This window comes from Paucilactobacillus vaccinostercus DSM 20634 (genome assembly GCF_001436295.1).
Classification (GTDB): domain Bacteria; phylum Bacillota; class Bacilli; order Lactobacillales; family Lactobacillaceae; genus Paucilactobacillus; species Paucilactobacillus vaccinostercus.
In genome coordinates this window covers 262390-288286 of record NZ_AYYY01000061.1, presented here as the reverse complement: position 1 = coordinate 288286, position 25897 = coordinate 262390, and the positions used below count along the sequence as shown (strand labels likewise).

Genomic DNA, 25897 nt, shown 5'->3' with positions numbered 1-25897 from the left:
CGTATTTTGCCGCTCGGATAAAGCGTCAACCCACATTTTAAAATCCTACCAAATATTCACACGATCTTCAGGCGCCAGATACATCGCATCACCAGACTGAATCCCAAACGTGGTATAAAAGTCGGCTAAGTTTTGTACCTGCACGTTGGCCCGTAATTTTGCGGGAGCATGCACGTCAATCGACAGTAGCAATTGCATGTACTGGGTCGTAGCCTTCATCCGCCAAATCGTAGCCCAGTTAACAAAGAAGGCCCGAATATCGACGTCTTCTTCCGACTTGGCTGCCTCTAATGCACAGCTCAAGCCACCACCATCGGCAATGTTTTCTGAAACGGTTAGTTTGCCATTCACCTTTTGACCGGCAAACTCCAACCCATCAAACTCGCCAATCATTTTTGCGGCTAACTGTTTGAACTGTTGTGAATCTTCATCCGTCCACCAGTTATTTAAGTTCCCGTATTCATCAAACAACGCACCGTTGTTATCAAACGCGTGTGAAATTTCATGGGCGATCACGGCCCCAATTCCGCCGTAGTTCTGGCTACTACTCTGTTTCAGACTATAGAAGGGCGCCTGTAAAATAGCAGCGGGGAATACGATAATATTTTTGAACGGATGATAGTACGCGTTAACCGTGGCCGCGCTCATTTCCCACCGATTACGATCTACCGGCTGATTCCACTTGCTGAACATGTCTTCGGTCGCCACCCGGGTCATACTAATGGCGTTTACCAACAATGACTGGGTTGGATCAACATGCAATTTTCGATACAACGGATCAAGGTCATCCGGATAGCCGACTTGAATTCCCAGTTTATTCAGCTTTAAAATCGCCTTATCACGGGTGGCTTGGCTGAGCCACGTATTGTTAGCCAGTCGGTGCTGGTAAACGCTAATCATTTTTTCAACCATGTGGTGAACGTCCGCCTTCGCGGTTTCCCCAAAGTACTTGCGCCCATAATAGTCACCAACAACCTGACCGAACATCCCCATCGCCAGATAATAGGCAAACTTTGGCCGCTTCTTGGCAGCCTTACTGCCAGACAAGGCTCGACTGTATTCGCCAGAAACAATACGGAGTTCATCCGTCAGGTAACTGCTCAACCCGTAAACCGTCTTGACGATCATCCAGCCCTTAAAATCATCAAAGTGCTCATCACTCATGATGTCGTCAAAGGCATCGAGGAATTTCGGTTCCATGATGATGAGTTTCTCCGGCTGAGCACCCACCAGGCTTTCAACCACCGCGCCGAGGTCCAACTGCTGACTGTGGGCGGTAAACTCTGCAAACGTCTGTGGATTATACATCTTGCTATAATCCGCCGATTCTTCGGCACTCTTAACGTGTGGCACTAATAGCCGATCGAACGCTAACGCTTGGTCAATCAACCGTTGGGCCGCGATCTCATCATAATCCAGTGCCAATAAGAGCTTCTTCATCATGGCCGCAAATAATTTTAGCAGTTGGTCTGCTTGTGGATTTCCCTCGGCATAGTAGGTTTTATCCGGCAAAATCAACTTGGGTGCAGCGATAAATAGGGCGTTGATTTGGGCATTCTTCATGTCGGCATCAATATCAAACCCGAGTGGGCTCGGCATCCCTGAAATCAGCCAATCCGCCCAATTTTTCTGAAAATCAGCGTACGAGATCATGGCCGTCAGTGGTGCTAACACTTGTTTCAACGGGGTTGTTTGTTCCCGCTCACGACGGTCAAAATCAAGTGCCAGTCGATAATACTTTAAAAATTCCTGCATCGGTGCTGATTCAGTCTCTGCATGCTCTTTCAGGGTGTCAAAATCCCCCATCAACTGTTGATCAATTTCATCCACGAGGTCGTTAAAGCCCCCCGTTGCCGGTTTATCATCGGGGATGGTGGCGGTCTTAATCCAGTCACCATTCACCGCTTCGTATAGATCATCTTTAATTAACGCTTCATTAATTGCCATATTGATCCTCCTTGGTTCCTTTTGATTGTCAATTATACGCTCACGACTGGGAATTTACTGCTAATTCAACCTAAAAAATGACGGCTTTATTTATTCGGATTCTGCGGTACAATAATCAAAACTGTGAGAGGCGGTGAAACCATGACTAAAATTGCAACCGTTGCCGGCATGCGGTGTGCCCGTTGTCGAATGAAAGTTACCCATACCCTCCTTGATTTAGACGGTGTGTCAGCCGCAACTGTCGATTTACAAGCTGGACAGGCCACCATTGAAGGCACTGATTTGACTCAGGAGCGGCTCAACGCCGCATTCGAAGGGACAAAATTCTCAGTTACTGCAGTCCGAGACAGCCAGTAGGCCTCTATACGTCAAAACGATACTAACCGCCAGTAGGCAAAATTAGTATCGTTTTTATTTTTTAAACGCATATTGTCACAATACGCTAATTATTCAACATTTAAAATCCACATGAACCCGATAAAAATAAAGAACAAGAGATACATGATTGGATGAACTTCTTTTCCACGTTTAGCCGCAATCATAGTGATTGGGTAGACGATAACCCCCAGTGCCAACCCATCAGAAATACTATATGTCAATGGCATCCCCAAAACAATCAGGAACGAAGGAATCGCAATTTCCATGTCACTCCAGTTGATGTGCTTCAATGATTGGGCCATCAATACCCCAACAATGATCAACGCTGGTGCGGTTACCTGCGTCGTCACAACTGTCAGTAATGGTGAGAAGAACATCCCCAAGATAAATAGAATTCCCGTAAAGATGGCGGTAATTCCTGAACGACCACCCACCGCGATACCGGCTGATGATTCCACGTAGGCACCCACAGGTGAAGTTCCCAAAATCGAACCAGCCAACATGGCTGTCGAATCAGACATCAAGGCTTTCCCCACACGAGGCATCTTGTTATTCTTCATGAAACCAGCCTGTTGGGCCAGTCCCACCAATGTTCCCGCAGTGTCAAAGAACGTCACTAGCAAGAAGGTTAGAACCACCACCCACATTTGAACGGTGTTAATTTCACCGATGTGGCTAATACCAACGGCAAACGTTGGTTTCAAGCTTGGTGCTGAAGCAATAATTGAGCTTGGCATCTGAATCAAACCAGTCACCAATCCTAAAATTGAAGTCAAAACCATCCCGATAAAGATGCCACCGGGCACTTTTCGAACCATCAGAATGGCCGTAACAATCAAGCCAAAAATCGTTAACCATGTTGTGCCGACCGATAATGAGCCAAGGCCCACCACCGTTGACTTGTTCGCCACGATCAAACCACCATCGTTCAAGCCCAAGAAAGCGATAAACAGACCAATCCCACTTGAAATGGCATACTTCAAGTCACTCGGAATCGCATCAATAATTAATTCACGAAGTTTAAAAACGGTAATCAATAAGAAAATGACAGAGGCCACAAAGACACCGGCCAATGCCGTTTGCCATGGCACCTTCATACCAATCACAACGGAGTAGGCAAAGAAGGCGTTGATCCCCAGTGCCGGTGCCGTTGCGATTGGGTAACGGGCTAAGACACCCATCAAGATACAGCCCAACGCACTCGCAAGGGCGGTCGCAGTAAAGACCGCGCCCTTATCCATTCCCGCAGCGCCGAGGACGCTTGGATTAACGAATAGAATATAGGCCATTGAAATAAACGTTGTGAACCCCGCCAATAATTCCCGACGGAACGTTGTATGTAGTTCGTCTAATTTAAAGTACTTATTGATTGATGACACTTTTCAGTCCCCATTTCTCTCTTTTATAAATATACGAACAAAAGAACGATATTTATCTTATAATATTCGTGATTGAATGTAAACCCTCAAAGTTGACTTTTAGTAATTGAAACCGGATCCAAATTTACATTTTAGATCAAACCGTCAGATCGACTAAGTCCGTGCCAAAAAACGCCCCCGAATTGATTTTCCCAATTCGAGGGCGTCTGCTAATCAAAATCTTTCAATAATTCATTTTTAGCCGCCGGCATCAGCCAGTCATCGTGGGCAATAATAAACTTTTGCGCCCCTTCATACGTCGACAAATCATGCTTGCCACGAATTAATCCAGCCCGCTGTAACTTACGGGCCCAAATAATGTCACTGGTCTTAATCCGATCACTAAATAAGTGGTTGTCTTCCGTATCCCAGTTTTCCGAAAGTAGACGTACCGCTCGGGTATACGAAACATCATGAACAAGCACCGACTGCATATCAGCTGGCGATAAGTATTCCTGCATCATAATGGTCTCCTTTAATCTAATTTGTAGTTTTAATCTTTTGATAATTAGGATCGTCCGCCAGCGAAGCCACGCGAGTCTGCAGGTTAGTGACGGATAACTCGCTGCGCTCGGTCGTCAGCACCCACAGCACATTACTAAACCGGTAGGACTCTAACTTTGCTTCCCCCCAACCATCCGTTAGAATGACCGCGAGGGTATCGTTGTTCGTTGCGTGCTGCTGATGGAGAAAATCGAAAATACTTTGAAACCGGGTGCCCCCACCACCGATCCGTTCGAACCGAATTTGAGTCGCCTGCTTCACCTCGTAGGCTTCCTGCGCATGAACCTGCGTGTCAAAGCTATACACCGTCAGTTTAGCATCATAAACCTTCATAATTGCGCGAATTTGAGTGAGGAGGTAACTGATTTCTCGTTCCCCCATCGACCCCGAATTATCCACAAACACGGCCACGTTAACCACCAAGTTTGTAATCTGCCCCGGTAAATCCATTCGGAGCGGTTGCCGCCGGTTAAACCGCGCGTAGGAGTCTTTTTTGCCCAAGGGCATTTTCCCAAGGGATTTTTTCAGTAGTTGTCGCCAATTCAGTCGTGGTTCATCATCGACTGCTTCCAGTTGCTGGTAAACCTCTCCCGGTAATAAACCGCGCTGCTTATCTGGTGTATTTTGCCATGCATGGGTCAATAATTGCTGCAAATTGGCCGTTTGCAGACTCTCATTGCCATCTTGATCGGATTCCCAGCCCTCATGCGTATCTGCCTGCTGACCGGTATCATCTCCTGGTTCGGCCTGCGACTGATCGGCATCGACATCACGATCCAGTTGCGCATTGGCGTCCGATGGTTGCTGATCATCAGGGTTCAACCCGCTGCGTTCCACAATATCGAGGTAGCGTTGTGAATCATCCTTCGGGGGCAATGATTCCTCAAGTAGCGGCTGGAGTTTGCCTAAGGTCATCGTGCCAACCGGGGCCGCCGATAAATACTGGTTGACCGCAACATCAGTGGCAATACCGACGTTATGTTGGTGTGCGGTTTGGCGATACCGTAGGGGATGTTGCCACACAATATGAAGTACTTCATGCTTGAGTAACGTTGGCAATTCATCGCTAAACTGGAGCTTCGCCAGCCGCAGGGGATTAATCGTCAATCGCAAGCCATTATCTTGCCAACGAAGGCCCATAATTCCAGTTAATTGCGCATCGTAAGCGCGTGGTAGTTGCAAGAGCACTTCACCATATAACCGCTCATTTTGTAAAAGATCAATCACCGCCGCGCTGACCAATTTTTCGGCTAACTGATTCGCATTGACCCCCGTTGCTTGGCGCAGCTGCTCCATGAGCTGCTGAAACTTTTGTTTGTCCATCTGTTAACCTCCTTGGCGACTATTTGCGGCTGCTCGAAATCTAATCGTCTCAGTCCACACCCTTTTTTAGTTGGGTTCCCTGGAGCAGAAGGCTGTGCTTAACCCAATTATCACAATCATTCCCAAGTTCAGGAATAATCGTGATAATAACGTTAATGCTCGTCTTCTACCGCTCCAGTCCACACCCTTTTTTAGTTGGGTTCCCTGAGACAAATTCCTGTGCTTAACCCGATAACCATCATCATTCCAAGCCCAGGAATAATCATGGTTATCACGTTAATGCTCGAAATCTAATCGTCTCAGTCCACACCCTTATTTATCATTTCTTGTCGCGATCACCGCCAAGTATCGGTACAATCTGGCGACTGCCGTTTCGTCGTCTTGCGTTGCCTGAATCTGGGCGTACATCGGTTCTAAAATATCACGCTGGTGTTCAATCTGGCCGATCGTCTGCACGATCGCATACTGGCCGTCATCGCTGAGTTTTTGCAACAACTCAATAAAACGCCCCGCCGTCTGTTCATCCGCCAACGAATACTGGTCTGTCTGGTCGAGACACTGTTTTAACACGTGCTGCTTCCGTAGTTCATCCGCCGATTCAAACGCCTGAATGACTTCACTAGCATCTGCCGTGCCGAACAAAGCAGCCACGGTTAGCTGATTATTTTGTTCCCGAATGAAACTATTGAACGCGATTCCCACCTTTTGACCAAGATCCCCCTGTAACAGGTCGAGCTGAATCATGGCCCGTGCTGTCTCATCCAATTGATCGAGTTCATAGAGATTATCCGAAACCCGTTGCCAAGCCCGAGGCGTCGGATATAAATCCTCTCCATGGATCGTGGGATGTAGCATTTCAGGTTGTTCTTGAATATAGCGCCGCACCAAATCATGCACATTGGGCCGATCGTGCACACCAGTTTGGGCCGCCCAATCAAGCCAGTCCGGTACATCGACACGCATTACTAGTCGTACGGTTCGGTCCTTGATGGCCGCATCACCGGCCGTGACACCGTAGTTTGACGTCTCAAATCCCGCCATCGTACTATCAGGGTTTTCCGCAATGACAATCTTGACTTGCGCGGGGAGCTTCAACGAATTAATCTCACGCTGCAAGACCAGATTCATGAGTTCACTTTGAACCGCCTGCGTTCCCCGGTTAAATTCATCTAAAAACCAAATAATCGCCTGATCGGGATGGGCCTCAGCGTACTGAATAATATCGACCAATGTTTGCGAGTATCCAAATTGCACGTTCGCCAATGTACCGTAGTCTTTCGTCTGCACAAACGAATCCGACGTTAATGGCGGCACGGGGATTGCCAAATCGCCCTTTTCGGACAAACTCACAACGGTGGTAAATAGCTTGGCCTGCATCTGTGTGGCAACGCTCGTCACCAGCGCCGACTTACCGATACCGGCTTCCCCAACGATGTTCGGTACGTTACCAGCTCGCAGAATCAGCGGCACTGCAGTTAATAGGGATTGATATGAGAGTGACATTTGCTTCCGTCCTTTTAAATAAGTAGTTTCTTCAACTTTAGCACGAATTATCGCAATTGCAATTGATGATCTGCACCAATTAATCCGATCCCTTTTCCGACCGAAATATCATGTTTGGATTGTCACCAGCAATAATATAGAGTAAAATACCTGCAATCATCATTTAAAGTTTTACAGAATTCTAAGGAGCGTGACGCGATGTTTGATGAAATTGGAAAAATTGTCTTTGATAATGAAATCATTGCAACAGCTAGTGATTTCAACATGGGTATCGAAGTGGAGATGCACCGCGTTGATCTGACCGGTCATTTAAGTAACCGGCCCTACCCCAAAGCAATCGGAAACCAACGTAAAAATAAATACATAAAAAATGATTTTCTTCAGATGCAAACTGAAATCATTACCCCCACCACGGCGCATTCCTATGATGCCATGCACTACCTGATGCAGCTCAACGATACGCTACGCAACGCTCTGGCACCCGACGAAATCTTGTGGCCCCTCAGCATGCCCCCGGCACTACCCAAGGATAAACGGGAGATCCCGATCTCGGACGTCTCTGCCGATAAAAAAGCCTACTACGAAAAATGGGCTCAAATTCATGGCTACGCGTCCGGAATTCCGACCGGTGTGCACCTGAACATTAGCCTAAACGATAACCTCGTTAACACACTCTGGTCGGTTGCTGAGCAGCGGGGCTGGCAAAAAGCAGCCTTCATTAACCACCTCTACGAAAAAATTGTTCAAGGGATTATCTCCTACGAATGGCTCATTACCTACCTTTTCGGCAGTAGCCCGATCGCGGAAGCCAACTTCTTTGAAGACGGTGATCAAAAACCAGACGGTCCCGTTCGTAGTCTGCGCGAATCTCACTTTGGCTTAGGCAATAAACTTAAGGGCGACTATTCATCGGTCAAAAACTACGTTGCCAAGATTGAACAAGGTATTCAAAACGGGGAACTGCTAAACGAAGCAGAATTTCACGGTAGCGTGCGGTTTAAAAAAGCGGGTGCCCCAATTGAAGATGCTCTGACATCGGGCGTGGACTATATTGAACTTCGCATGCTGGATCTCGATCCGGGGACCGCCCTTGGTGTGCGCACCTCTACCATTCGGTTCATTCGGATGATGATGACCTACTTTCTGCTCACCGATGAATTAACCACTAAGGAACAGATGCAAGCCCATCTTGAGCGGAGCATGACCATGAACGAAACGGTGGCGCTAGAGAATCCGAAGGTTAAAACCATCTTCCATGACGAGGGCCAAGATTTGCTGAATAAGTTACAAGAATTTGGCGCGACGATTCACTGGGGTCCCGAATACCAGGAAGTTTTAGAAATGATGCAGGCAAGATTTGATAACACCAACCTGACGCCGAGTGCGGTGCTGTGCGACCACATGCAAAACGGCTCACTCATTCCACGGGCAATGCAGATGGGCGCACGTTACCAAAATCGGGCCCACAAAAATCCAACTCCCTTCACCGGATTTGAAAACTACCCCGATATGCCCGAATCACAGCTCCGTCATCAGCTGTTCGACAAATCAGCACAACCACAAATTCACAAGAATTCGTAATAATCAAAAGATGATCCCAACCAAGTGTTGAAAACTGGTTGAGATCATCTTTTTTGTATTTTATTTTAAAACGCCCCACCACCGGAGCCACCACCAAAACCGCCGGAACTACCGGCACTAAAGCCACCCGAGCCACCGTCGATACTACTCATTTCCGAGTTCACAACGGAGCCAAAGTCGCTATGGAACTGGGTCGCAAACGTCTGATTACCGAAATCACCGTAAAAGAACAGCGGATAAACCAGTGGCAAGCCAACGGCCAATTCTTCATCCGTAAAGTTGGCTTTGAGGCCCTTCACGACTTGTTTCGCAAGTCCAAATGCCACCGCATACGGTAAAATTTGCTCCCACAAAATTAAATCACCAACCTGTGACCGTTCAAAGTGTCCCATGTCCTTTAGCATCAGGCGAAAGCCTTTAATGCTCATCGCGACTTGGTTACCCGCTTCGGTGTAGTGGGGTAAGTGCCGTAATCGTTGACCGCCCATCACGACGCTCACCACTAACAGGGCCAAGCTCAAAGCAAACCCAAGCCAGGTCAGCCCATTGCCCGGTAAGAACGGACTAATAACGAACATCCCCACTGCCAAAATCGTGTTCGTCACGATCAAGCCCCATGCGTGTGCTTTAATTTTGGGACTTAGTTGGTCAAAATAGTTGAGCGCTTCAACGGTTTCGAACTGGTCATCCTGCCAATCGCTAAAGTGGGTACTTAATAGTTGATCGTCATCATCGTCATCACGAGCTTGATACTGTTTGATCTCCATCAACGTAACCGTTGGCTGCTGTGTTTCTTGATCAAGCCGACCAATCCGTTCAAAAATAAACTGGATCAACTGGTCATGGCGGTGCGCATCCGTCATCTTCGCCGTTTGGGTTAGGCGATACGTCTTGAAGACGCCGGCTTCAGGGGTAATCGTCAATTCACCCTGAGCCGCGAGTTCCATCAGCCACGCACTAAACGCCTTATTATCGGGCTTATCACGGGTTAAGATGCTCTGGGCGGCTGCGGCAGGCACTTCAGGAATGTCCCACCGGTGTACCAATGGAATCTCGGTCACATGACCAGCTCGGTGCTTACTAAACCAGCGGTACTGAATCCATAGATGCCCCACCCCGACGAGTAACAACGCTCCAAACAGGGCCAGTAACACGATTCGCCAGATTAAACGTTGCTGATTGGCCTGTTTCGCTAGCTTAGCTTCTTGTTGCTGCGCTGCCTGCAACCGATCGGACTGCTTCACACGACTGTTAGTTGGTGTGACCGTAGTCGGAAAGAGCACATGGCTTTCCACCGCCACGTTGGCCGGCACCTGTTTGACTTTCATCACCACTGTTCCACGGGTTTTCGACACGGTTGTCTGACCACTGGTTGGGCCATGGGTCCATGCCTGTAGCTGAGCTATTTTTTGTGCCGGTAACTGCACCTTAATTGCGACGTTATGCAGCGGTTCATCCCAAGCCTGCCCGATAATCTTCCAGTTCATCTCGGCCGTATCCTGATAGTTGGTGATCACGCCCAGCAGCCGGTACCGGTAAATGAACGTCACGGTTTCGTCACTGGCCGGATAAAACACCTTCATCTTGTAGTTATCATCTTTTTTCGTTGTCAAAAACGTGTTTGCCTGCTGGCTAGTACTCTGCGTCAGCTGCGTCTGTTGCCCATTTTTGACCACACTGACCGTGGGATCGGCAAATCCTTGAATCCCGTTCACATCTTGGTTGTAGTACACCCCGTGGAAGGTCCCATCGAAGTCATAGGTAATGCGTTGTTCCACAGTTGCATCCCCATTTGGTTGCACCTGCACGTTTACCCGATATTTATCGATCGTATAGTCCCGCGCCTGTGCCGCCCGCGTCGTCATGACTAATCCCAACACCAGTGTCATGAACACTAACCCAATTATTCGCAATCCCCGTTTCACGTGAAACACCCCTCTGGTTTCGATTATGTTGAGCTAATTGTACCATGCAGGGACGCAAATAGGATATGGAATGGCGCCTTAGGAATTCGATCAGCAATCAATTAAAAAACGGCCAATCTATAAGATTAGTCGCTTTTGTCATCCCCAAGCACGCCCATCTAGTTCACCCTGGGCCTGCTCAAGTCGTTTAGTTTGTTCGATTAATAGGTCTTGCAACGCGAGGTAAAAGGCCTGATCCTGATACGTCGTCGCATGAGCGCGTAACTGGTCAGTGGCCTGTACGATCCAATTGGTATCATTCATCGTCGTCACCCGCATCCTTCATCAATCGCAGATTCATCTGTAAGTCGTCTAATGCATCCCGGTTATCCGTCAACTGCGTTAGTAATGCTTGAACCTTAATCGCATCATCGCCGGTTAGGCCCGCCAGCTTGTGCGCTAACTGCTCCTGTATCCACGCACCCCGGCCCGCCAGCGTTTGAAAAGTGGGGGCCGTCACGTACTGTTGATAATTGACCAACAACCGTTGCTGCTCATCTGGTGTCATATAGGCAAATTGGTGCACGGCCAACGGTGGTAGGTACGTCATTTGCACACGGTGCGCGAGCGCTTCAAACGGCCGCAACAATTCATCCATCGTGAACGGTTCTACTCGGCCAGCGCCAAAATCGGTGGCCGCCGTGGCCGTGGTTACGACCAGTCCCAGCTCCTTTTCTTGGAGAACATAGCGGGGGGCTAGGGCAAAGGTGTCCCCAAATACCGTATCAATCCACTGCTTCAATTCGGCCGGCGCACTGTACCAGTAAAGGGGAAATTGTAGAATAATGCGATCGTGTGCCATCAGCAATTGGCGCTGCTCGGCAACTGATTGCTGCTCATCAACCGTCATCCATGTTACATGGTCAAATTGTGCGAGCCCTTCTTTAAAGAACTGCTGGGTGAAGGAATCCTCGCGTCGGGGATGACCAACCACTACGAGCGTCTTCATGCACATCACCTTTCAATTATTAATTCAATCTGCCCTTTACGGGTCGCAAAGTTAACCCCCGAAATTTCCTGTTCCAAAATCTTGCGGTATTCTTCCAGAACTTCGTCGGGCAACGGGGTGTGGTCACTAATGGCCGCCACCAGTTCCGCGGCGGAATAGGTCTCGTTAATGTCGACAAAAATATTGATACTATTAATCACATCGCGCAACAGATCTGTCAGCAGGCCATTGGGTTTCCCCGCTTCATCCGTGACCACGACCTGCGCATTACTGATATGGCGATGATTGACACTAATCATTTTAAGCATCGTAAAAATTGTGTACATTGTTCCACCCCACTTAATTAGTTGTTAAGAATATACCACTCTTCCGGGGGATGGGGCAAACTTGCCTATTCCCGCGTTACTTCAGTAGCTTCAATCCCTGTGCTACCATGCCATCACTAATAAACTCGGTCGTAAACCGCTGTAATGGTACCTCGCTATGCCGGTCTTTGAACGCCATTTCCTCAACCTGCAAAATCGCCACCAACAAATTATTTTCAGTCAGTAACAGTTGGCCCAAGCGTTGGTATTTGCCCTTCGTGTGCTTTCCCGTTCGCCAAGCATGGGCCTTGGCTTCACCGTGCGCATCCACTTTAAATTCATAGCCGCCCGAGTTGTCCATTTCGACCGGTAATCCCGTATAGCGATGCACTTCGTACTTATCTTTTTTGTACTTATCTTTTTTTGCCATTTTTTCTCCCCTACAAAGTGAGGATTGAAACCAATCATCTCGGTTTCAATCCTCGTCATGTACTAACTTGGTTGGCTAGTAGCCTCCGTGTTAATAATTGCTTTTGAAATTTGGTATAAATATCCTTCTTGTAAAGCCCGTGCCCAACTACCAGCATCGACTTCTTCAGCCGTTGCGATCAGGGACATCATGGCCCAGCTTAGTGCGGGGTCCTTGGCCAGCATTACTTGACCAATCGTGACGTGGTTCATCTTGACCCGAATGTGCCACTTCCGTAACGTTTTTTTGTACCGCGGATCAAAATCAGAACTTTCCCTAAACTCACGAATAAATTGCAGCATTTGCTCATCATACTTGGGATACCCCATTTGCAAGATTCCATCTTCACCGTCCATTGATGTCCACGGGATCTCACGGTTTTGCATTTTCTTGAAATATTCAACATACTTTTCCAAGTCCATCTGATCACCGCCTATCTCACCATTTATCTTAATTGATTTCTTACAAAAAGTCATCTAAACGAGCCATAAAATTATTATTCCATTTCAAATTCGTGCTATGATGGCGGTAGATATGCAGGATTTCGCTTACCGTCGTCAATCAAACTACTCATTGGAGATGACACGCATGTGCACGAGCCTCACAATTACCGATGCCGCGACGCACTTACTACTCGGTCGAACGATGGATTTTCCCACCAAGACCCCGTGGCAACTAACCTACCTTCCCGTCGACTATCACTGGCAGCCCATCACCGCACCCACCGAGTTTACCTTTCAGTACGCCGTGCTCGGTGGTATGCGCGCCACCCACGGTCACTACCTGATTGGTGATGGCGTGAACAGCGCCGGGTTAGCGGTTGCCGAGCTTTATTTCCCCGTCGAAGCCCACTACTACGACCAGCCCGTTTCAGGCAAGTTGAGCCTCTCACCGCAGGACTTCACCTCTTGGCTACTCAGTCAAAATAGCAGTGTCGCTCAAATTGCGCAACAACTGCCCGAGATCGCCCTGATTGGTGTTCCCTGGTACGATCAAGAAGCGATTTATCCCTTTCACTGGCTGATTGCGGACGCGACGGGGACGTACATCATTGAACCGACAACACACACTTTAACGATCACCCGCAATCCGACGGCCGTGCTCACCAATACACCGAACCTCGCCAAGCAAACCGCTAATCTCAACCGGTTTCTTCATATGAATCCCTCCGATCGGCGCTGGTTGACCACCCAGCTTGCACTGCAAGCGTACCATGGGGATGTGCCTAACCGGACCATCCCCACCGACCGCTTCATCAAAGCCACCCTTTGGCGGTGGCGCGATAGCCCCGACACGCTGGTCACCCGAAGCTGTCTCACTAAGTTTCTCCAAACGATGACGATCCCGAAACAAAATGACCACCACGACTACACCCACTACTACGGGGTCCTCGACGTCGACGCGCAAGCCTACCGTTTTAAAGGGATTGCGCACCCCACAGTCACAACGGCCAAGTTACCCGAACTAATGCGCCGTTCGACCAATCCCATTATTTTAGCAAAGGAATGACCCTGATGAGTAAATTAGTTACTGCAGCAGAAATGAAACATTACGATCAATTCACCATTCAAACCATTGGTATTCCGTCATTGGTGCTGATGGAGCGCGCCTCCCTAGCCGTCCGCGACGTGATCCTTCACGACTACCCGGACGCCCAGCAGATCAGCATTGTCACCGGTTCTGGCAATAACGGTGGCGATGGACTTTGCCTCGGCCGCCTCCTTCAAATCGCGGGTAAGCACGTCACCATTATTGAAGTCGGCAACCCCGCGCACCGTTCCGAAGAGCATCTGGCCCAAGCTCACATTTGTGACTACTACCATATTCCCCAGGTGACCAGCCTAGCGTCGCTCGCAACCGCCGATCTGATCGTCGATGCCATCTTCGGCATTGGCATTGATCGCGAGGTCAAAGCCTCATACGCAACCACGATCGAAGCAATCAACACCGCTGCAGCTCCAGTAATTGCCGTCGATGTGCCTTCCGGAATTAACACCGATACGGGGGCCGTCATGGGGGTCGCAGTGAAGGCGGATTCAACCGTAACGTTTGCCTTTAACAAAGTCGGCCTGACAACTAAAAACGGCCAGCAATATGCTGGTCGTGTGATTGTTGCGGATGATATGGGCACCTATGAAAATTAGACTCTTTTTCCGAGCACCTATTTAATTATGAATAATATCATGTAACACTCCGGCACGCGTTTTGGCGTGTCTTTTTATTTGGCGATTGAGGCGTGCAATTGAACTGTCTGGAATTTCTACCGAATAGTCCTTCGATAACAACTGCCACGTCGAAATAATCAGCAGTGCCGACACGAAGATCAATGGGAATCCCGCCACCGAACAGATTGCCTGAATCGTCTTAAAGCCACCAACAAAGACAATCCCGAATGAGAAGATCATGAAGATCGCCATCCAGACCAAGCGGTTAACTAAACTTGGCTGTTGTGTGGGCTTCAACTTCGTGCTGGTAAAGGATGACACGATGTAGGCCGACGACGAAATCGTGGTTGCTAAGAAAATAAAGCACGATACCGCGTAAACCACCAGCATGACGTACTTAAATGGCAATGTTGAAATGACCTGCGCAATGGCCATGGCTTGGCCCTGAGTATTCAATGTGTGGATCAGGTTAACCGCCCCACTTTGTTGCAGGTACAGCGAGTAGCCCCCTAAAATGGCGTAGAAACTCATACACCCGAGGGCGCCGTATCCGAGCATTCCTAAAATGACTTGGCGAATCGTCCGGCCACGCGAAATTCGAGCAATAAAGAGTCCCATAAATGGCATGTACGTTAACCACCAGCCCCAATAAAAGATCGTTTCCGACTTCACTGGGTCGATTGCATGACCAACACCGGAAGCCGTTCCAGTACTCATCGAAACGAATCGTTCAACTAGTAGGACGAGACTGTTTCCTTCAGACTTCAAAATATACATGGTGGGGCCCACTAAGAGCACGATCAGTAAGAATCCAATCGCGGTCCAAATATGAGCAGAACTCAAGCGGTCGATCCCACCTTTAATCCCCTTAAACATCGTCAAAGCAAAAATGGCAAACAGGATAACAAACAACGCTAGCTTTAGAACAATCGTATCTGCAATTCCTGTTAATTGGGCAATAATCTTGGACAGCACGGGAATTTCCATCCCCACGGACGAGCCAATGCCCCCCATAATTCCAAAGACCACTAAGAAATCGATAATCTTGCGTAATACTTTTTTATAAGTTTGGTCGCCTTCCAACATTGGAATGGCGTCGCTAATGCACATTACCCGAACGTTTTTGACATACATCACATAGGCAATAATCACGGCGGCTGATGCAAACATCATCCACGCCATCGGGCCCCAGTCAAACTGTCCCAGCATGTGCGCATTTTGGTAGTTCTGTGCTGACATCGCCTTCGCCCCAAACAGAGGTTGCTGGACGTAGCGCAGTGGATCAACCATGCTCAACATTAAAATACTAGCATCAATCGCGGTCGCAAATACCATGCTTCCCCATTGAAAATTGCTGTATAACGGGCGATCGCCCTTTTTGCCAAGCTTAATTTTGCCAAAATGGCTTAAAGCAATATACATAAAGAAAATAAAATTGATAATGTAAATTCCCAAGTACAGCCAGCCGAGCTTGGCACTAATCACGTTCATCAACGAACTAAGCGTTGATTTGAGACCGGCACCGCCCGCCAGTAGGGCAATTGACACTAACAAAAATAAGGCAACTGTTGGCACAAACATCTTCTTGTCGATATTTTGCTTTTTTAAAATAAAAAATTCCTCCTAGGTTTCTCGTTCACAATATGGTGAAGTCTTCCTTACTTCACTGAGTGTGCGCAATGGGTTCCATGAACCTGTTTTCTGCCACACCCGACAAAAAAAGCACGCCAATACAGTTTCTCCACTAGGGATATCTGCACAGCGTGCTTTTAGCTTGCTATCTTATACAAATACTCATGAATTCGCTCAATATTAGATTGAATTAATCGCCGGGGATCACATCCCCGTTTTCATCTAGGTGATGAATAATGCGTGCAGGATTACCTGCAATCACCACATCATCCTCAAACGACTTTGTGACTACCGAACCGGCACCCACCACGACGCGATTACCAAGCGTCACACCCGGTAAAATCGTCACATGGCCGCCCATCCAGACACTGTTGCCGACCGTAATCGGCTTACCCAGCTCCACATCCGCGTCACGTAATTTGGCGGATAGCGGGTGCACCGGCGTGTAGAAGCCGACGTCGGGCCCGATGTAGCAGTGATCACCAATCGTGATCGGGCAAGTATCAAGCAGTGTCAAATGGTAGTTCGCATAAAAGTGATTACCAATGTGAATATTGAAGCCGTAATCGAATTCAATTCCTGCCTCAGCAAAAAAATCATCTCCGGTATCGGCCAGCAAATCCTTGATCTTTTGGTTTCGTTGTTCGTTGTTGTCGAGTTGGTTAACCGTCAACAGCTTTTCTCGAATTAATTTTCGTCGCGTAATCAATTCTGGGTCAAACTGCTCGTACGGTTCACCAGCCGTCATTTTTTCTCTTTGTGTTTTCATTATGTTATAAGGGTACCACTAATGACACGATTTGTTAAAAATTATTTGCTTTTATTTTATAAATGCCGGTATTTCGGCATTTATAACGGGTCACTTTTGACATAAAGTTATTCATTTTAGAGAAATAGTCAACTAACGCAACTATTTTGTTTTCATAAAAAACTCGCCCTTGAGGAGGAGGGCGAGTCATTTGTAAGTGGCCTCATTATATAACATGTAGGTACAGATTTAAATCCCCGTTACCAAAATTTAAGATAATCGGTATATTCTACTAAGCGACGTCCCGCTTGGTTCGTGTCAGTACCAAAATCACAATCACTTCGATTGCCAGTAAGATGAGCAGTACGAGCAAGGCATGAACGGAACCGGTTGCCGTTGCGGCCGCTTGGTTCGTCGCCTTAGCCTGCGCGGCGGCGACAATGGCCGCCGACATACTCGTTCCGAGGGCCGCCATAAATTGTTGAGTGGTGTTAAAGATCGCATTACCGTCACTATTGGCCGTTTGATCAATCGTCCGCAGACCGTTAGTCATCAGGTTGCCATAATGAATCCCCATTCCGGCCATGAAGAAGATGTACCAGGCTAAAATTACGAGGTTGCTGAGGGTGTGCCCCATCACGCTCATCCCCAGTACCCCAATCAAGACCAGCACACTACCAAGGCGTAATGGTAATTTGGCCCCCACACTGTCGTAAAGTTGCCCACTGAACGGGCCCACAATAGCGCCCAAGGCCGCCCCCGGCAGCACAATTAGACCCGCCGTTAGCGCCGTATTGCCATTGACTAATTGGATATAGTTCGGTAGCAAAAATGAGAGTCCCAGTGCAGCCGTCTGAATCAGCGCAAACGCCAAGAGATTACTGCTAAAGCCCCGATTTTTAAACAGACTAATATCTAAAATTGGCGTCTCAATGCGCTGGCTGCGCATGATAAATCCGACAAACGCCACGAGACCGATCACTAGGGCCCCTGCGACCGACCAGCTCAGGAAGGCACTGCTTCCTAAATTGCTAATTCCAAAAATTAAACCGCAAAATGTCATCACGATTAGGATGACACTCCACTGGTCGATTGACACAGCGCTCGTAGGGACCTTTTGTTGGATACACGTTAATCCGAGCACCAACGACATAATCAGGAGAGGAATTAGAAAGGCAAAAATATCACGCCACCCGAGCGTCGAAACCACGAGGCCCCCAAACGTGGGGCCAATGGCCGGCGCCACCCCGGTAATCATCGTTCCAATGCCCATCATCGTTCCGCGTTTACTCATCGGGACCTGCTCCAAAATAATGTTAAACATCAACGGTAACGCAATCCCAGTTCCAAATCCTTGAATCGCGCGCCCTAGCAGCAACATCCAGAAGGCCGACGCAAAGTAGTCCGTCAGTACCCCAACGATAAATAAAAGAATGGCGCAGAGAAAGAGGCTGCGCATCTTAAACCGGCGTTTGAGTGTGGCAGACAAAGGCACCATGGCAGCCACCACCAAGAGGTAAATCGTGGTCATCCACTGCACGAGGTTCGTCGTAACATCAAATTCCTTCATCAAGGTTGGAAACGTGATATTCATTGCGGTCTCGATAATGACCCCGCAAAATGACATCAATCCGGTCGCAATGACCGCACCCACTACCCGTGGTGCAATTTTTTCAATTTTCTCTTCACTCATATTAGCTTTCACGTCCATTCAAATCAGTAAAGTACTGTAGTACCTCTTCAAATACCTGTAGCTCGGCCGGCGAAAAACGAGTTTCCATCGCGTGTTGTTGCTGGTCAATGTAGCTGGTCGCCAATCCTTTGATTTCGCGCGCCTTAGCACTCATGTTGACTGTTTTTTGCCGGGCATCGGTCGCCGATTCCTGCCGATAAATCAAGCCCGCTTTTTCCATTCGCTGGAGCGTCACCGTCATCGTCGAGCGCTGAATGCCAAACTCAGTTTCAATATCATGTTGTAATACATGTTCATGGGAGCCGAGATAATCTAAAATAGACATTTGCACGCCGGTTACCCCATACTGCCGGGCATAGTTATCGAGCGCCCGATTCATTTGGTTCGTCGCATGTTTCAACTGTTTGCCGTAGTTGGCCATCATCGTCATCCCCCTTAATTTAATGCTAGGTGACTAGCAATTATTATGCTAGTTATCTAACAAAATATCAGTTTAACACATCCGGATCGAAATGCAACCACCAGATTGACTACGTCAACCCACAGAAATCCAATCAAGTTAACATAATATTGACTGCACGCCACTGATAATTATTCGCCTAATCACCTGTCATATCAACGATTCACGACAATGCAAAATCGTTGACTAGTTAGTCATTGACTTTCCAGTCAACAAAGATTACACTGGTCCTGTAATCTAATACAAGCTGTAATCGGCGCTTATTGGTCACCTTTTTACACCGTGATCCGATGAGAAGGAGGAGTTTATCATGGCACAAGCAGTGGTCCAAATTTCACACCTACAAAAAAATTTCGGCAAGTTTCAGGCCCTGAAAGATATTACGTTCGACGTTCATTCTGGGGAAGTGTTCGGCTTCATTGGCCCGAACGGTGCTGGTAAATCAACCACTATTCGGGCACTATTGGGGATCTTAAAAACCAATGGTGGCCAAGCGACCATCTTTGGGCAAGACGTCTGGAAAGATGCGGTTGCGATTCATCAACGAATTGCGTATGTGCCAGGCGACGTCTACCTGTGGCCCAACCTTTCCGGCGGTGAAGCAATCGATCTTTTCTTAAAGCTAAGCGGTCAAAAACACTCGGCCCGTACCGACGCCCTCATCAAATTATTCGATCTCGACGTCAAGAAAAAATGCCGGAGCTATTCTAAGGGGAACCGGCAAAAAGTGGCCCTCATCGCGGCCTTTTCGACGGCCGCCGACCTCTATATTTTCGATGAACCGACGAGTGGTCTCGATCCACTGATGGAAGAAATTTTTCAACATCAAGTCCTTCAACTGAAGGAAGCCGGCAAGAGTGTGCTCCTCTCTAGTCACATTCTCAGTGAAGTAGAACGGATGTGTGATCGCATTGGGATTATCCGTGCGGGTGAAATTGTCGAAACCGGTTCGTTGGCCGATATGCGTAAGCTAAGTCGGACCAATATTACCGTTCAAACGACTGACGCGTTAGATGACATTGCGCAACTCCCCACCGTTCACGGGTTTCAGGCCGCTGCAAAAATCGCCAATAAGGCCAGTTTTGCTGTCGATTCAGAAGCGCTCGGAACCATCATGACCACGCTGAGCGCTAAGCACATCATCAGTCTACAAAGTACACCACCAACGCTCGAAGATCTCTTCATGCGTTACTACAATCAGGAAGGGGCCGATGGCAATGCGCAAGAATAGCTTTGCAAAAACAGGCTTATTACTTCGATTCTACCTCCGCCGCGACTGGCTTAAAATTTTGGTTTGGCTAATTGGGCTCGCCGGTTTAATGGCTGCGGCGGCCGGCAAGTTTGATACCCTGTACGGCGATGCCAAATCGATGGCTTCCATTAGTACAACGCTAAAGTCACCGGCCATGGTTTCGATGTTTGGTCCGTTCACTGCTGCGAAACCGTACACTTCTGCCATTATTTACGCCGCCGAAATGATGGTCTTCATGGGCCTTTTTACCGCCATGATGAACATCTACTTCGCCGTCAAAAACAGTCGTAACGAAGAGGATAATGGCGTTGCGGAATTAGTCAGCGCACACGCGGTGGGTCGTGGTAGCCAACTACTGGCCGCCACCATCGAAATTATTCTAATTAATCTCATCATCGGCTGTGTGGAAGCCCTAGGCCTGCAAGCATCCGGAATGACCGGTATCTCGGCCAATGGTAGCTGGCTATTTGGACTCTCGCTTGCCGCCTTTGGTATCATGTTTGCGGCCATCAGTCTCTTGTGTGCCCAAATCGTTAGTAGCGCGCGGAGTGCCACCATGCTGAGCTACGGCGTTCTCGGTATCTTATACGTGGCCCGCATGGCGACCGACGTCAAAAATCCCGATCTCACTTGGTGGACCATTTTTGGATGGATCGAAAAACTCGATGTTTACCATGACAATCATTGGGCCCCGCTCCTACTAATGCTTGGCTTTGCCATTATCGTAGGCGCCTTCGCCTTTTTCATTGCTGGTCGTCGTGATGTCGGGAGTGGTATTCTTCCAACTGCGCGGGGCCGGCGTAACGCCAGTCTCTTCTTGGCCGGGCCCTTTAGCCTGCTGGCCCGCCTCGAACGAACTAGTACCATTGTCTGGCTTCTCGGCCTATTTCTCCTAGGAGCCAGCTACGGATCCATCTTTGGTAACGTGGGTGACCTGATGAAAACAAACCCGACCATGGCCCGACTCATCGGCCATGCCGCTGTGGCAAGTGCTAATCGGGTCGTCGTCCTCTCGTTTGCCAGTACCCTGACCATTATCTTTGCCGTGGTGGCTTCCATTCCGGCTATGATGACTATCCTGCGACTCAACACCGATGAACGCAAAGGCTACCTTGAACAGCTCCACGCCCGCGGTGTTTCTCGCTTGCGGATCTTTGGTACCCACATGCTATTTGCAACCCTCGTCGGTACTGCAACCCTCGTGCTGGGCATCATTGGCATGGGCATTGCGGGTAACGCCACGTTAGCACACCCCATTGACCTCTCCCGCTACCTCCGCGGATTTGTGGGTTATTGGCCCGCCCTTTTCGTCATCATCGGCATTACGGCACTGATTGTCAGTCTCGTGCCCCGCTTGCAATCCCTCGCCTGGTTGCTACCCGTTTACGGTTTTTTCTCCCTTTACCTCGGCGAACTATTAAACTTACCGGAGTGGGCTCAAAAATTATCGCCATACGGCTGGGTTAACCAGGTGCCCCTCAAGACAATTGACTGGTCAACGGCGGGCTGGATGACCGGCTTAGGGTTCATTCTCATTATCATTGCCTATATTATCTATCGACACCGTGATCTGAAAATCAATTAACGGTATACTAGATTGTAAATAGGGCCAGTGCGGCGGATGCATCACCACGTCAGCCGCCCAAATTAACCCCCGTCTCACCGCTTGAAAGGAGCTCGCACCATGGTAAAACGTAGTGGACCCAAGGATCCCGAAAAAGAACGACGCATTTTAGACGCCGCCATCGCCAATTTTGCAAAGGATGGCTATCAAAACGCCAAAACCGACCAAATTGCTGAACAGGCTGACGTTTCGAAAGGATTGGTATTCCACTACTTTGGTAGCAAGGCCAAGCTATACGTGACCGCCGTCCAGGCCAGCTACGATCGCTTAATCGAAATGGCTGACCTATCCGTATGGCAAGACGCGCCCGATCTCAAAAGCATGATTTTACGTGCAACCAAGTACAAAATTCAAATGCAAATTGATCATCCGGCCGAGTTCGGACTCTCCATGGCCCCCTATGCAGATCTGGGCCACCTGCCCCCAACAGTTCAAGAACAGGTGCGCCACATTTGGAATTCAGAAATGACAGCCATGGTCCCGTCGATGATCGATCCCGTCATCGATCGGCTCAACCTGCGGCCGGGGGTCAAACCAGCCACCGTTCAAAAATTAATGACCGCCATGACCATGCTCATCGGTGAAGATGCCAAGGCCCTGATTCAAAACAATCCCGATATTACGATTAGCGAAATGGGCACCGTCATTCACGAAGTAGAAGACTACATCGATATTTTAGAGCACGGCTTTCTCGCCGACGCTTAGCACACCATGCCAACAACGAAAACAACGCTTGTCATCCCCATTGCTGGGCAGATGACAAGCGTTGTTTAGTTTTTAAAGCATTATTTCGCATTCATTTTAACTTCGTAATGCTTCAAAATCCGTGAAATTGTAAACGTCAAAATGAAGTACAGAATCATCGTAATGACGATCGGAATCACACCCCGATACGTATCGGCTTGCACGATCTTCAACTGGTAAATCATATCTGATACCCCGATGATCGACACGATCGAGGTCTCCTTGATCAACGAAACAAATTCATTTCCCAGTGCCGGCCAGATGTTCTTCAACGCCTGTGGCAAGATAACTGAATACATCGTGTCATGCGCATTAAGTCCCAGGCTCCGTGCAGCTTCACTTTGTCCCTTGTTAACTGACAAGATCCCACCACGAATAACCTCGCAGACGTACGCGCCACTGTTCAGTGACACCGCAATAATTCCGGAAACCACAGCCGGAATGTTGACAATCACACCCAGACCGAAGTAAACAAACAGGATTTGAACCATCAATGGCGTGCCCCGTACAAATTCGACGTAGGCCGTTCCCAAGGCCCGAATGGCCTTGGTCTTCGATAACCGCATAAAGGCCAGTAAAACGCCAATTAAGAAACCAGCCACTACGGAAACCGCACTAATCCCGATCGTATATTCTACCCCGAGAGCGAAGTACTTCCAGTAGTGCCACATCGAGGTATTGACCGTATTCACCTTCATGTAGGAACCGGCCTTCTTCAGATACCCCTCAATCAACCCTTGTGACTTGATCGAAGCAATTGACTTGTTAACTTGGTTAGTTAAGGCTGTGGCCCCCTTTGGCAAAGCCACCACGTCATTAGTTTGTGACGAGCCGAGGTTAAATTTCCCGTTAATAGCCACAATATCCTTATCGTTTTCAGCGTAAGCTTTAGCCGTTGGTTCATCCACCACGACCCCGTCCACCTTATGCGACTTCAAGGCAATGATCAGATCTGAAACTTGATCCATCCCCTTAGTCGTCGAATTCTTAACCTGCTTCTTGGCTAAGTTGTAAGGTAGCGATCCGGTTTGCGCACCAACCTTCTTGCCGTTAAACGACTTACGACTCGTATAAACACCCTTATCAGACTTGTTGATCAGAATGTATTGACCGGCTTTGTAGTATGACTTCGAGAAATTAACACTCTTAGCGCGCTTGGCTGTTGGGTTAACACCTGAGATGACCATGTCGACCTTCCCCGTTTGCAGGGCGACCAACAGTGAATCAAAGGACATCTTCTTAACGACCAACTTAACGCCCATATCTTTGGCGATCTTTTTGGCAATCTGAATATCCATCCCGACGACTTTACCCTTCGACATGAATTCATACGGTGGGTAGTCGGGACTCGTCCCCAACACAATTTCGCCCTTCGCCTTGATCTTAGCGAGCGAGTCATCCGTTCCACTAGTTGTAGCGGTACTGCTCGATTGGCTAGTCGTGCTACTTGATGATGAACTCACCGAACTACTACTCGTTTGGTCTGCAGCGCTCGCAACCCCACTAAAGAGTGGTAAAACGAGCATGACACTCAGAACGCTGATCAGCCAAAATTTGAAAAATTTCTTCATTATCGTCATTATTCCTCCATCAAAAATTCAACGCTCATTAGTATACAATGCTTTTGTATATTTATTCAACAATGATAGATTTTTTTCATTTAATTTTAATTTTACTTAAAAAGCGAGCATTCTTCATTCAGAATGTTCGCCTTTCACGACTACCAATACCTGCCAACTTACCGTTACTCAATCCACAGAAAAATAGTGATTAACCCGCAACCAAGGATTAATCACTATTTTTTATAAGGCCCAAGAAACGACAATCTCAGGCACGTTTTCTTCTATTATTAGATCCATCCACCTACAGATACCGCTGCCCACACCGAGTTGTTGGTTTCGTCGTTCAATTGTACTAATCTGGTCGCTTGTTCAAGTTAGCTAATTGACCAGCAAATTCTTTTCGGAAGATATCGACATCTTTTCGATTGTATTGGTCAGCAACCACGTAATCGGCACTTTCACCGTGTTCACCAAGATCCAAGCCCAGCCGTTCTTCCTTCTCGGAAACACGCATTGGTACGAAGACCTTCATGATCATAACAATGACACTCACCATGATCGCCACAAACACGATCGTAAAGGCGGTAACGGCTAACTGAACCCCGAACTGGTGAAAGCCCCCGCCGTAAAACAAACCATTATGAGCAACCGCCGAGTTAACCGACTTCGTTGCGAAGAGCCCCGTTGCCAAGCTTCCGACAATGCCGCTTACTCCGTGGCAACCAAACGCATCAAGCGTATCGTCAACCTTGAGCCGCGGCTTCAGGAAGTTCACGAAGAAGTAGCTCACGCAGGTTCCGGCAATCCCAATCCAAAAGGCACCTGTCAGTGTCACAAACCCACACGCTGGGGTAATCGCAACTAACCCACACAGCGTCCCGGTACAAACACCAACTAAACTAGGCTTGCCCTTCCGTACCATATCAATCAGCATCCAAGTGATCATGGCGCTGGCTGTCGCAATCGTCGTCGTAAATGTCGCCTGAACCGCAACACCCGAAACGCCAAAGGCACTCCCAGCATTAAAGCCGTACCAGCCAATCCAGAGAATCGTGGTGCCTAACATGACCCATGGCAAGTTATAGTGTTCCGGTTCTTTGTAGTCCACCCGATGACCAAGGAAAATTGACAAAACTAGGGCTGTAATTCCGGCATCAATATGAACAACCGTTCCACCCGCAAAATCCAAGGCGCCCATCTTGTAAAAAATACCACCAGCACTCCAAACCAAGTGCACCATGGGATAATAAATTAAAATTGACCAAATAATCAAGAAAATGAAAAGGAAGTTAAATTTCATCCGGCCCACGATCGCCCCCACAAACAGCGCTGGCGTAATAATGGCAAACATCATTTCAAAAATTGAAAAGAGACCATCCGGAATTTTGGTCGTGGTAGCCGTCATTGCACTCATATCAAAGTGTTGATGAAAGGCCATCTTGAGATTTCCAATCACCCCAAAGTGATCACCACTAAACGATAACGAGTAGCCCACCATAAACCATAGCAAGACGGCCAACCCACAAATAAAGAATACAGACAGCATCGTGTTAACCACGTTGCGCTTCGATACCAGACCACCATAGAAAAACGCTAACCCCGGGGTCATAAATAATACCAAAATACTAGATAAAATCATGAACGATGTACTAGCTAAACTCATATATCCCTCTCCC

Annotated in this window: 24 protein-coding genes; 7 read left to right on the top strand and 17 right to left on the bottom strand. The window is 48.2% G+C overall.

The features are described 5' to 3' along the window. Positions 1-45: 45 nt before the first annotated feature. Positions 46-1947 carry a M13 family metallopeptidase gene (locus FC26_RS10205; RefSeq protein ID WP_057780250.1) on the bottom strand — a complete coding sequence of 634 codons (1902 nt, stop codon included), beginning with the start codon at positions 1945-1947 and terminating at the stop codon, positions 46-48. A gap of 141 nt (positions 1948-2088) precedes the next feature. Between FC26_RS10205 and FC26_RS10200 the strand changes: the two genes are divergently transcribed. Further along, the gene (locus tag FC26_RS10200) at positions 2089-2304 is read left to right on the top strand and encodes a heavy-metal-associated domain-containing protein (RefSeq protein WP_057780248.1); all 216 of its coding nucleotides are present in this window, start codon (positions 2089-2091) and stop codon (positions 2302-2304) included. Positions 2305-2393: 89 nt separating this feature from the next. On the opposite strand, the gene FC26_RS10195 is transcribed toward FC26_RS10200, so the two are convergent. The 4 genes from FC26_RS10195 to FC26_RS10180 form a co-directional block, all read right to left on the bottom strand. Further along, entirely contained in the window at positions 2394-3704 is a 1311-nt protein-coding gene (locus FC26_RS10195) for an NCS2 family permease (protein ID WP_057780246.1), read from the bottom strand. Positions 3705-3913: 209 nt separating this feature from the next. Beyond that, positions 3914-4207, bottom strand: coding sequence for a hypothetical protein (locus tag FC26_RS10190; RefSeq protein WP_157061181.1), 294 nt, complete (start codon positions 4205-4207; stop codon positions 3914-3916). Between the two features lie 16 nt (positions 4208-4223). Further along, positions 4224-5570, bottom strand: a complete 1347-nt coding sequence (locus FC26_RS10185; protein ID WP_057780241.1) for a vWA domain-containing protein — start codon at positions 5568-5570, stop codon at positions 4224-4226. Between the two features lie 312 nt (positions 5571-5882). Further along, the gene (locus tag FC26_RS10180) at positions 5883-7073 is read right to left on the bottom strand and encodes an ATP-binding protein (RefSeq protein ID WP_057780239.1); all 1191 of its coding nucleotides are present in this window, start codon (positions 7071-7073) and stop codon (positions 5883-5885) included. Positions 7074-7271: 198 nt separating this feature from the next. On the opposite strand from FC26_RS10180, the gene FC26_RS10175 reads away from it, so the two are divergent. Continuing rightward, positions 7272-8654 carry a glutamate--cysteine ligase gene (locus FC26_RS10175; protein ID WP_057780237.1) on the top strand — a complete coding sequence of 461 codons (1383 nt, stop codon included), beginning with the start codon at positions 7272-7274 and terminating at the stop codon, positions 8652-8654. A 65-nt stretch (positions 8655-8719) separates the two neighbouring features. Here the strand turns inward: FC26_RS10175 and FC26_RS10170 are convergent, their stop codons facing one another. From FC26_RS10170 to FC26_RS10150, 6 genes are all read right to left on the bottom strand, one after another. Then, positions 8720-10579, bottom strand: a complete 1860-nt coding sequence (locus FC26_RS10170) for a DUF2207 domain-containing protein (protein ID WP_057780235.1) — start codon at positions 10577-10579, stop codon at positions 8720-8722. A gap of 138 nt (positions 10580-10717) precedes the next feature. Next, a complete protein-coding gene (locus FC26_RS12935; protein WP_164478255.1) occupies positions 10718-10882 on the bottom strand; it encodes a hypothetical protein in 165 nt (54 codons plus the stop codon). After that, positions 10875-11567 carry an NAD(P)H-dependent oxidoreductase gene (locus FC26_RS10165; protein ID WP_057780233.1) on the bottom strand — a complete coding sequence of 231 codons (693 nt, stop codon included), beginning with the start codon at positions 11565-11567 and terminating at the stop codon, positions 10875-10877. The genes FC26_RS12935 and FC26_RS10165 overlap by 8 nt, the downstream gene beginning before the upstream one ends. Positions 11568-11572: 5 nt before the next feature. Next, positions 11573-11893 carry a hypothetical protein gene (locus FC26_RS10160; protein WP_057780231.1) on the bottom strand — a complete coding sequence of 107 codons (321 nt, stop codon included), beginning with the start codon at positions 11891-11893 and terminating at the stop codon, positions 11573-11575. A gap of 76 nt (positions 11894-11969) precedes the next feature. Then, a complete protein-coding gene (locus FC26_RS10155) occupies positions 11970-12302 on the bottom strand; it encodes a DUF7671 family protein (protein WP_057780230.1) in 333 nt (110 codons plus the stop codon). Between the two features lie 62 nt (positions 12303-12364). After that, the gene (locus FC26_RS10150) at positions 12365-12763 is read right to left on the bottom strand and encodes a hypothetical protein (protein WP_057780228.1); all 399 of its coding nucleotides are present in this window, start codon (positions 12761-12763) and stop codon (positions 12365-12367) included. Between the two features lie 166 nt (positions 12764-12929). Between FC26_RS10150 and FC26_RS10145 the strand changes: the two genes are divergently transcribed. Both FC26_RS10145 and FC26_RS10140 read left to right on the top strand, forming a co-directional pair. After that, the gene (locus FC26_RS10145) at positions 12930-13850 is read left to right on the top strand and encodes a linear amide C-N hydrolase (RefSeq protein ID WP_057780226.1); all 921 of its coding nucleotides are present in this window, start codon (positions 12930-12932) and stop codon (positions 13848-13850) included. A 2-nt stretch (positions 13851-13852) separates the two neighbouring features. Continuing rightward, a complete protein-coding gene (locus FC26_RS10140; protein WP_157061191.1) occupies positions 13853-14485 on the top strand; it encodes an NAD(P)H-hydrate epimerase in 633 nt (210 codons plus the stop codon). Positions 14486-14506: 21 nt separating this feature from the next. Here the strand turns inward: FC26_RS10140 and FC26_RS10135 are convergent, their stop codons facing one another. The 4 genes from FC26_RS10135 to FC26_RS10120 all read right to left on the bottom strand — a co-directional run bounded on the left by FC26_RS10135 (position 14507) and on the right by FC26_RS10120 (position 19003). Beyond that, the gene (locus tag FC26_RS10135) at positions 14507-16087 is read right to left on the bottom strand and encodes a BCCT family transporter (protein ID WP_057780222.1); all 1581 of its coding nucleotides are present in this window, start codon (positions 16085-16087) and stop codon (positions 14507-14509) included. 241 nt (positions 16088-16328) lie between these two features. Continuing rightward, on the bottom strand, positions 16329-16910 hold the full coding sequence (locus FC26_RS10130) for a sugar O-acetyltransferase (protein ID WP_057780220.1): 582 nt from the start codon (positions 16908-16910) through the stop codon (positions 16329-16331). Between the two features lie 268 nt (positions 16911-17178). Continuing rightward, positions 17179-18579 carry an MFS transporter gene (locus FC26_RS10125; protein ID WP_057780341.1) on the bottom strand — a complete coding sequence of 467 codons (1401 nt, stop codon included), beginning with the start codon at positions 18577-18579 and terminating at the stop codon, positions 17179-17181. Position 18580: 1 nt separating this feature from the next. Next, positions 18581-19003 (bottom strand): MarR family winged helix-turn-helix transcriptional regulator, encoded by a 423-nt coding sequence (locus FC26_RS10120; protein WP_057780218.1) that lies wholly within the window; start codon positions 19001-19003, stop codon positions 18581-18583. A 343-nt stretch (positions 19004-19346) separates the two neighbouring features. Here FC26_RS10120 and FC26_RS10115 point away from each other — a divergent pair, with 343 nt between their 5' ends. The 3 genes from FC26_RS10115 (at position 19347) to FC26_RS10105 (ending at position 22620) form a co-directional block, all read left to right on the top strand. Further along, a complete protein-coding gene (locus FC26_RS10115; protein WP_162259983.1) occupies positions 19347-20270 on the top strand; it encodes an ABC transporter ATP-binding protein in 924 nt (307 codons plus the stop codon). Continuing rightward, positions 20251-21876, top strand: a complete 1626-nt coding sequence (locus tag FC26_RS10110) for an ABC transporter permease (protein ID WP_235809506.1) — start codon at positions 20251-20253, stop codon at positions 21874-21876. Before FC26_RS10115 ends, FC26_RS10110 begins: the two co-directional genes overlap by 20 nt. A 99-nt stretch (positions 21877-21975) precedes the next feature. Further along, positions 21976-22620: a TetR/AcrR family transcriptional regulator gene (locus FC26_RS10105; protein WP_057780215.1), complete on the top strand. Its 645-nt coding sequence runs from the start codon at positions 21976-21978 to the stop codon at positions 22618-22620. Positions 22621-22700: 80 nt separating this feature from the next. Here FC26_RS10105 and FC26_RS10100 read toward each other — a convergent pair whose 3' ends face one another. Next, positions 22701-24230 (bottom strand): ABC transporter substrate-binding protein/permease, encoded by a 1530-nt coding sequence (locus FC26_RS10100; RefSeq protein WP_083483822.1) that lies wholly within the window; start codon positions 24228-24230, stop codon positions 22701-22703. Positions 24231-24573: 343 nt separating this feature from the next. Further along, entirely contained in the window at positions 24574-25884 is a 1311-nt protein-coding gene (locus FC26_RS10095) for an ammonium transporter (RefSeq protein WP_057780213.1), read from the bottom strand. Positions 25885-25897: the final 13 nt, after the last annotated feature.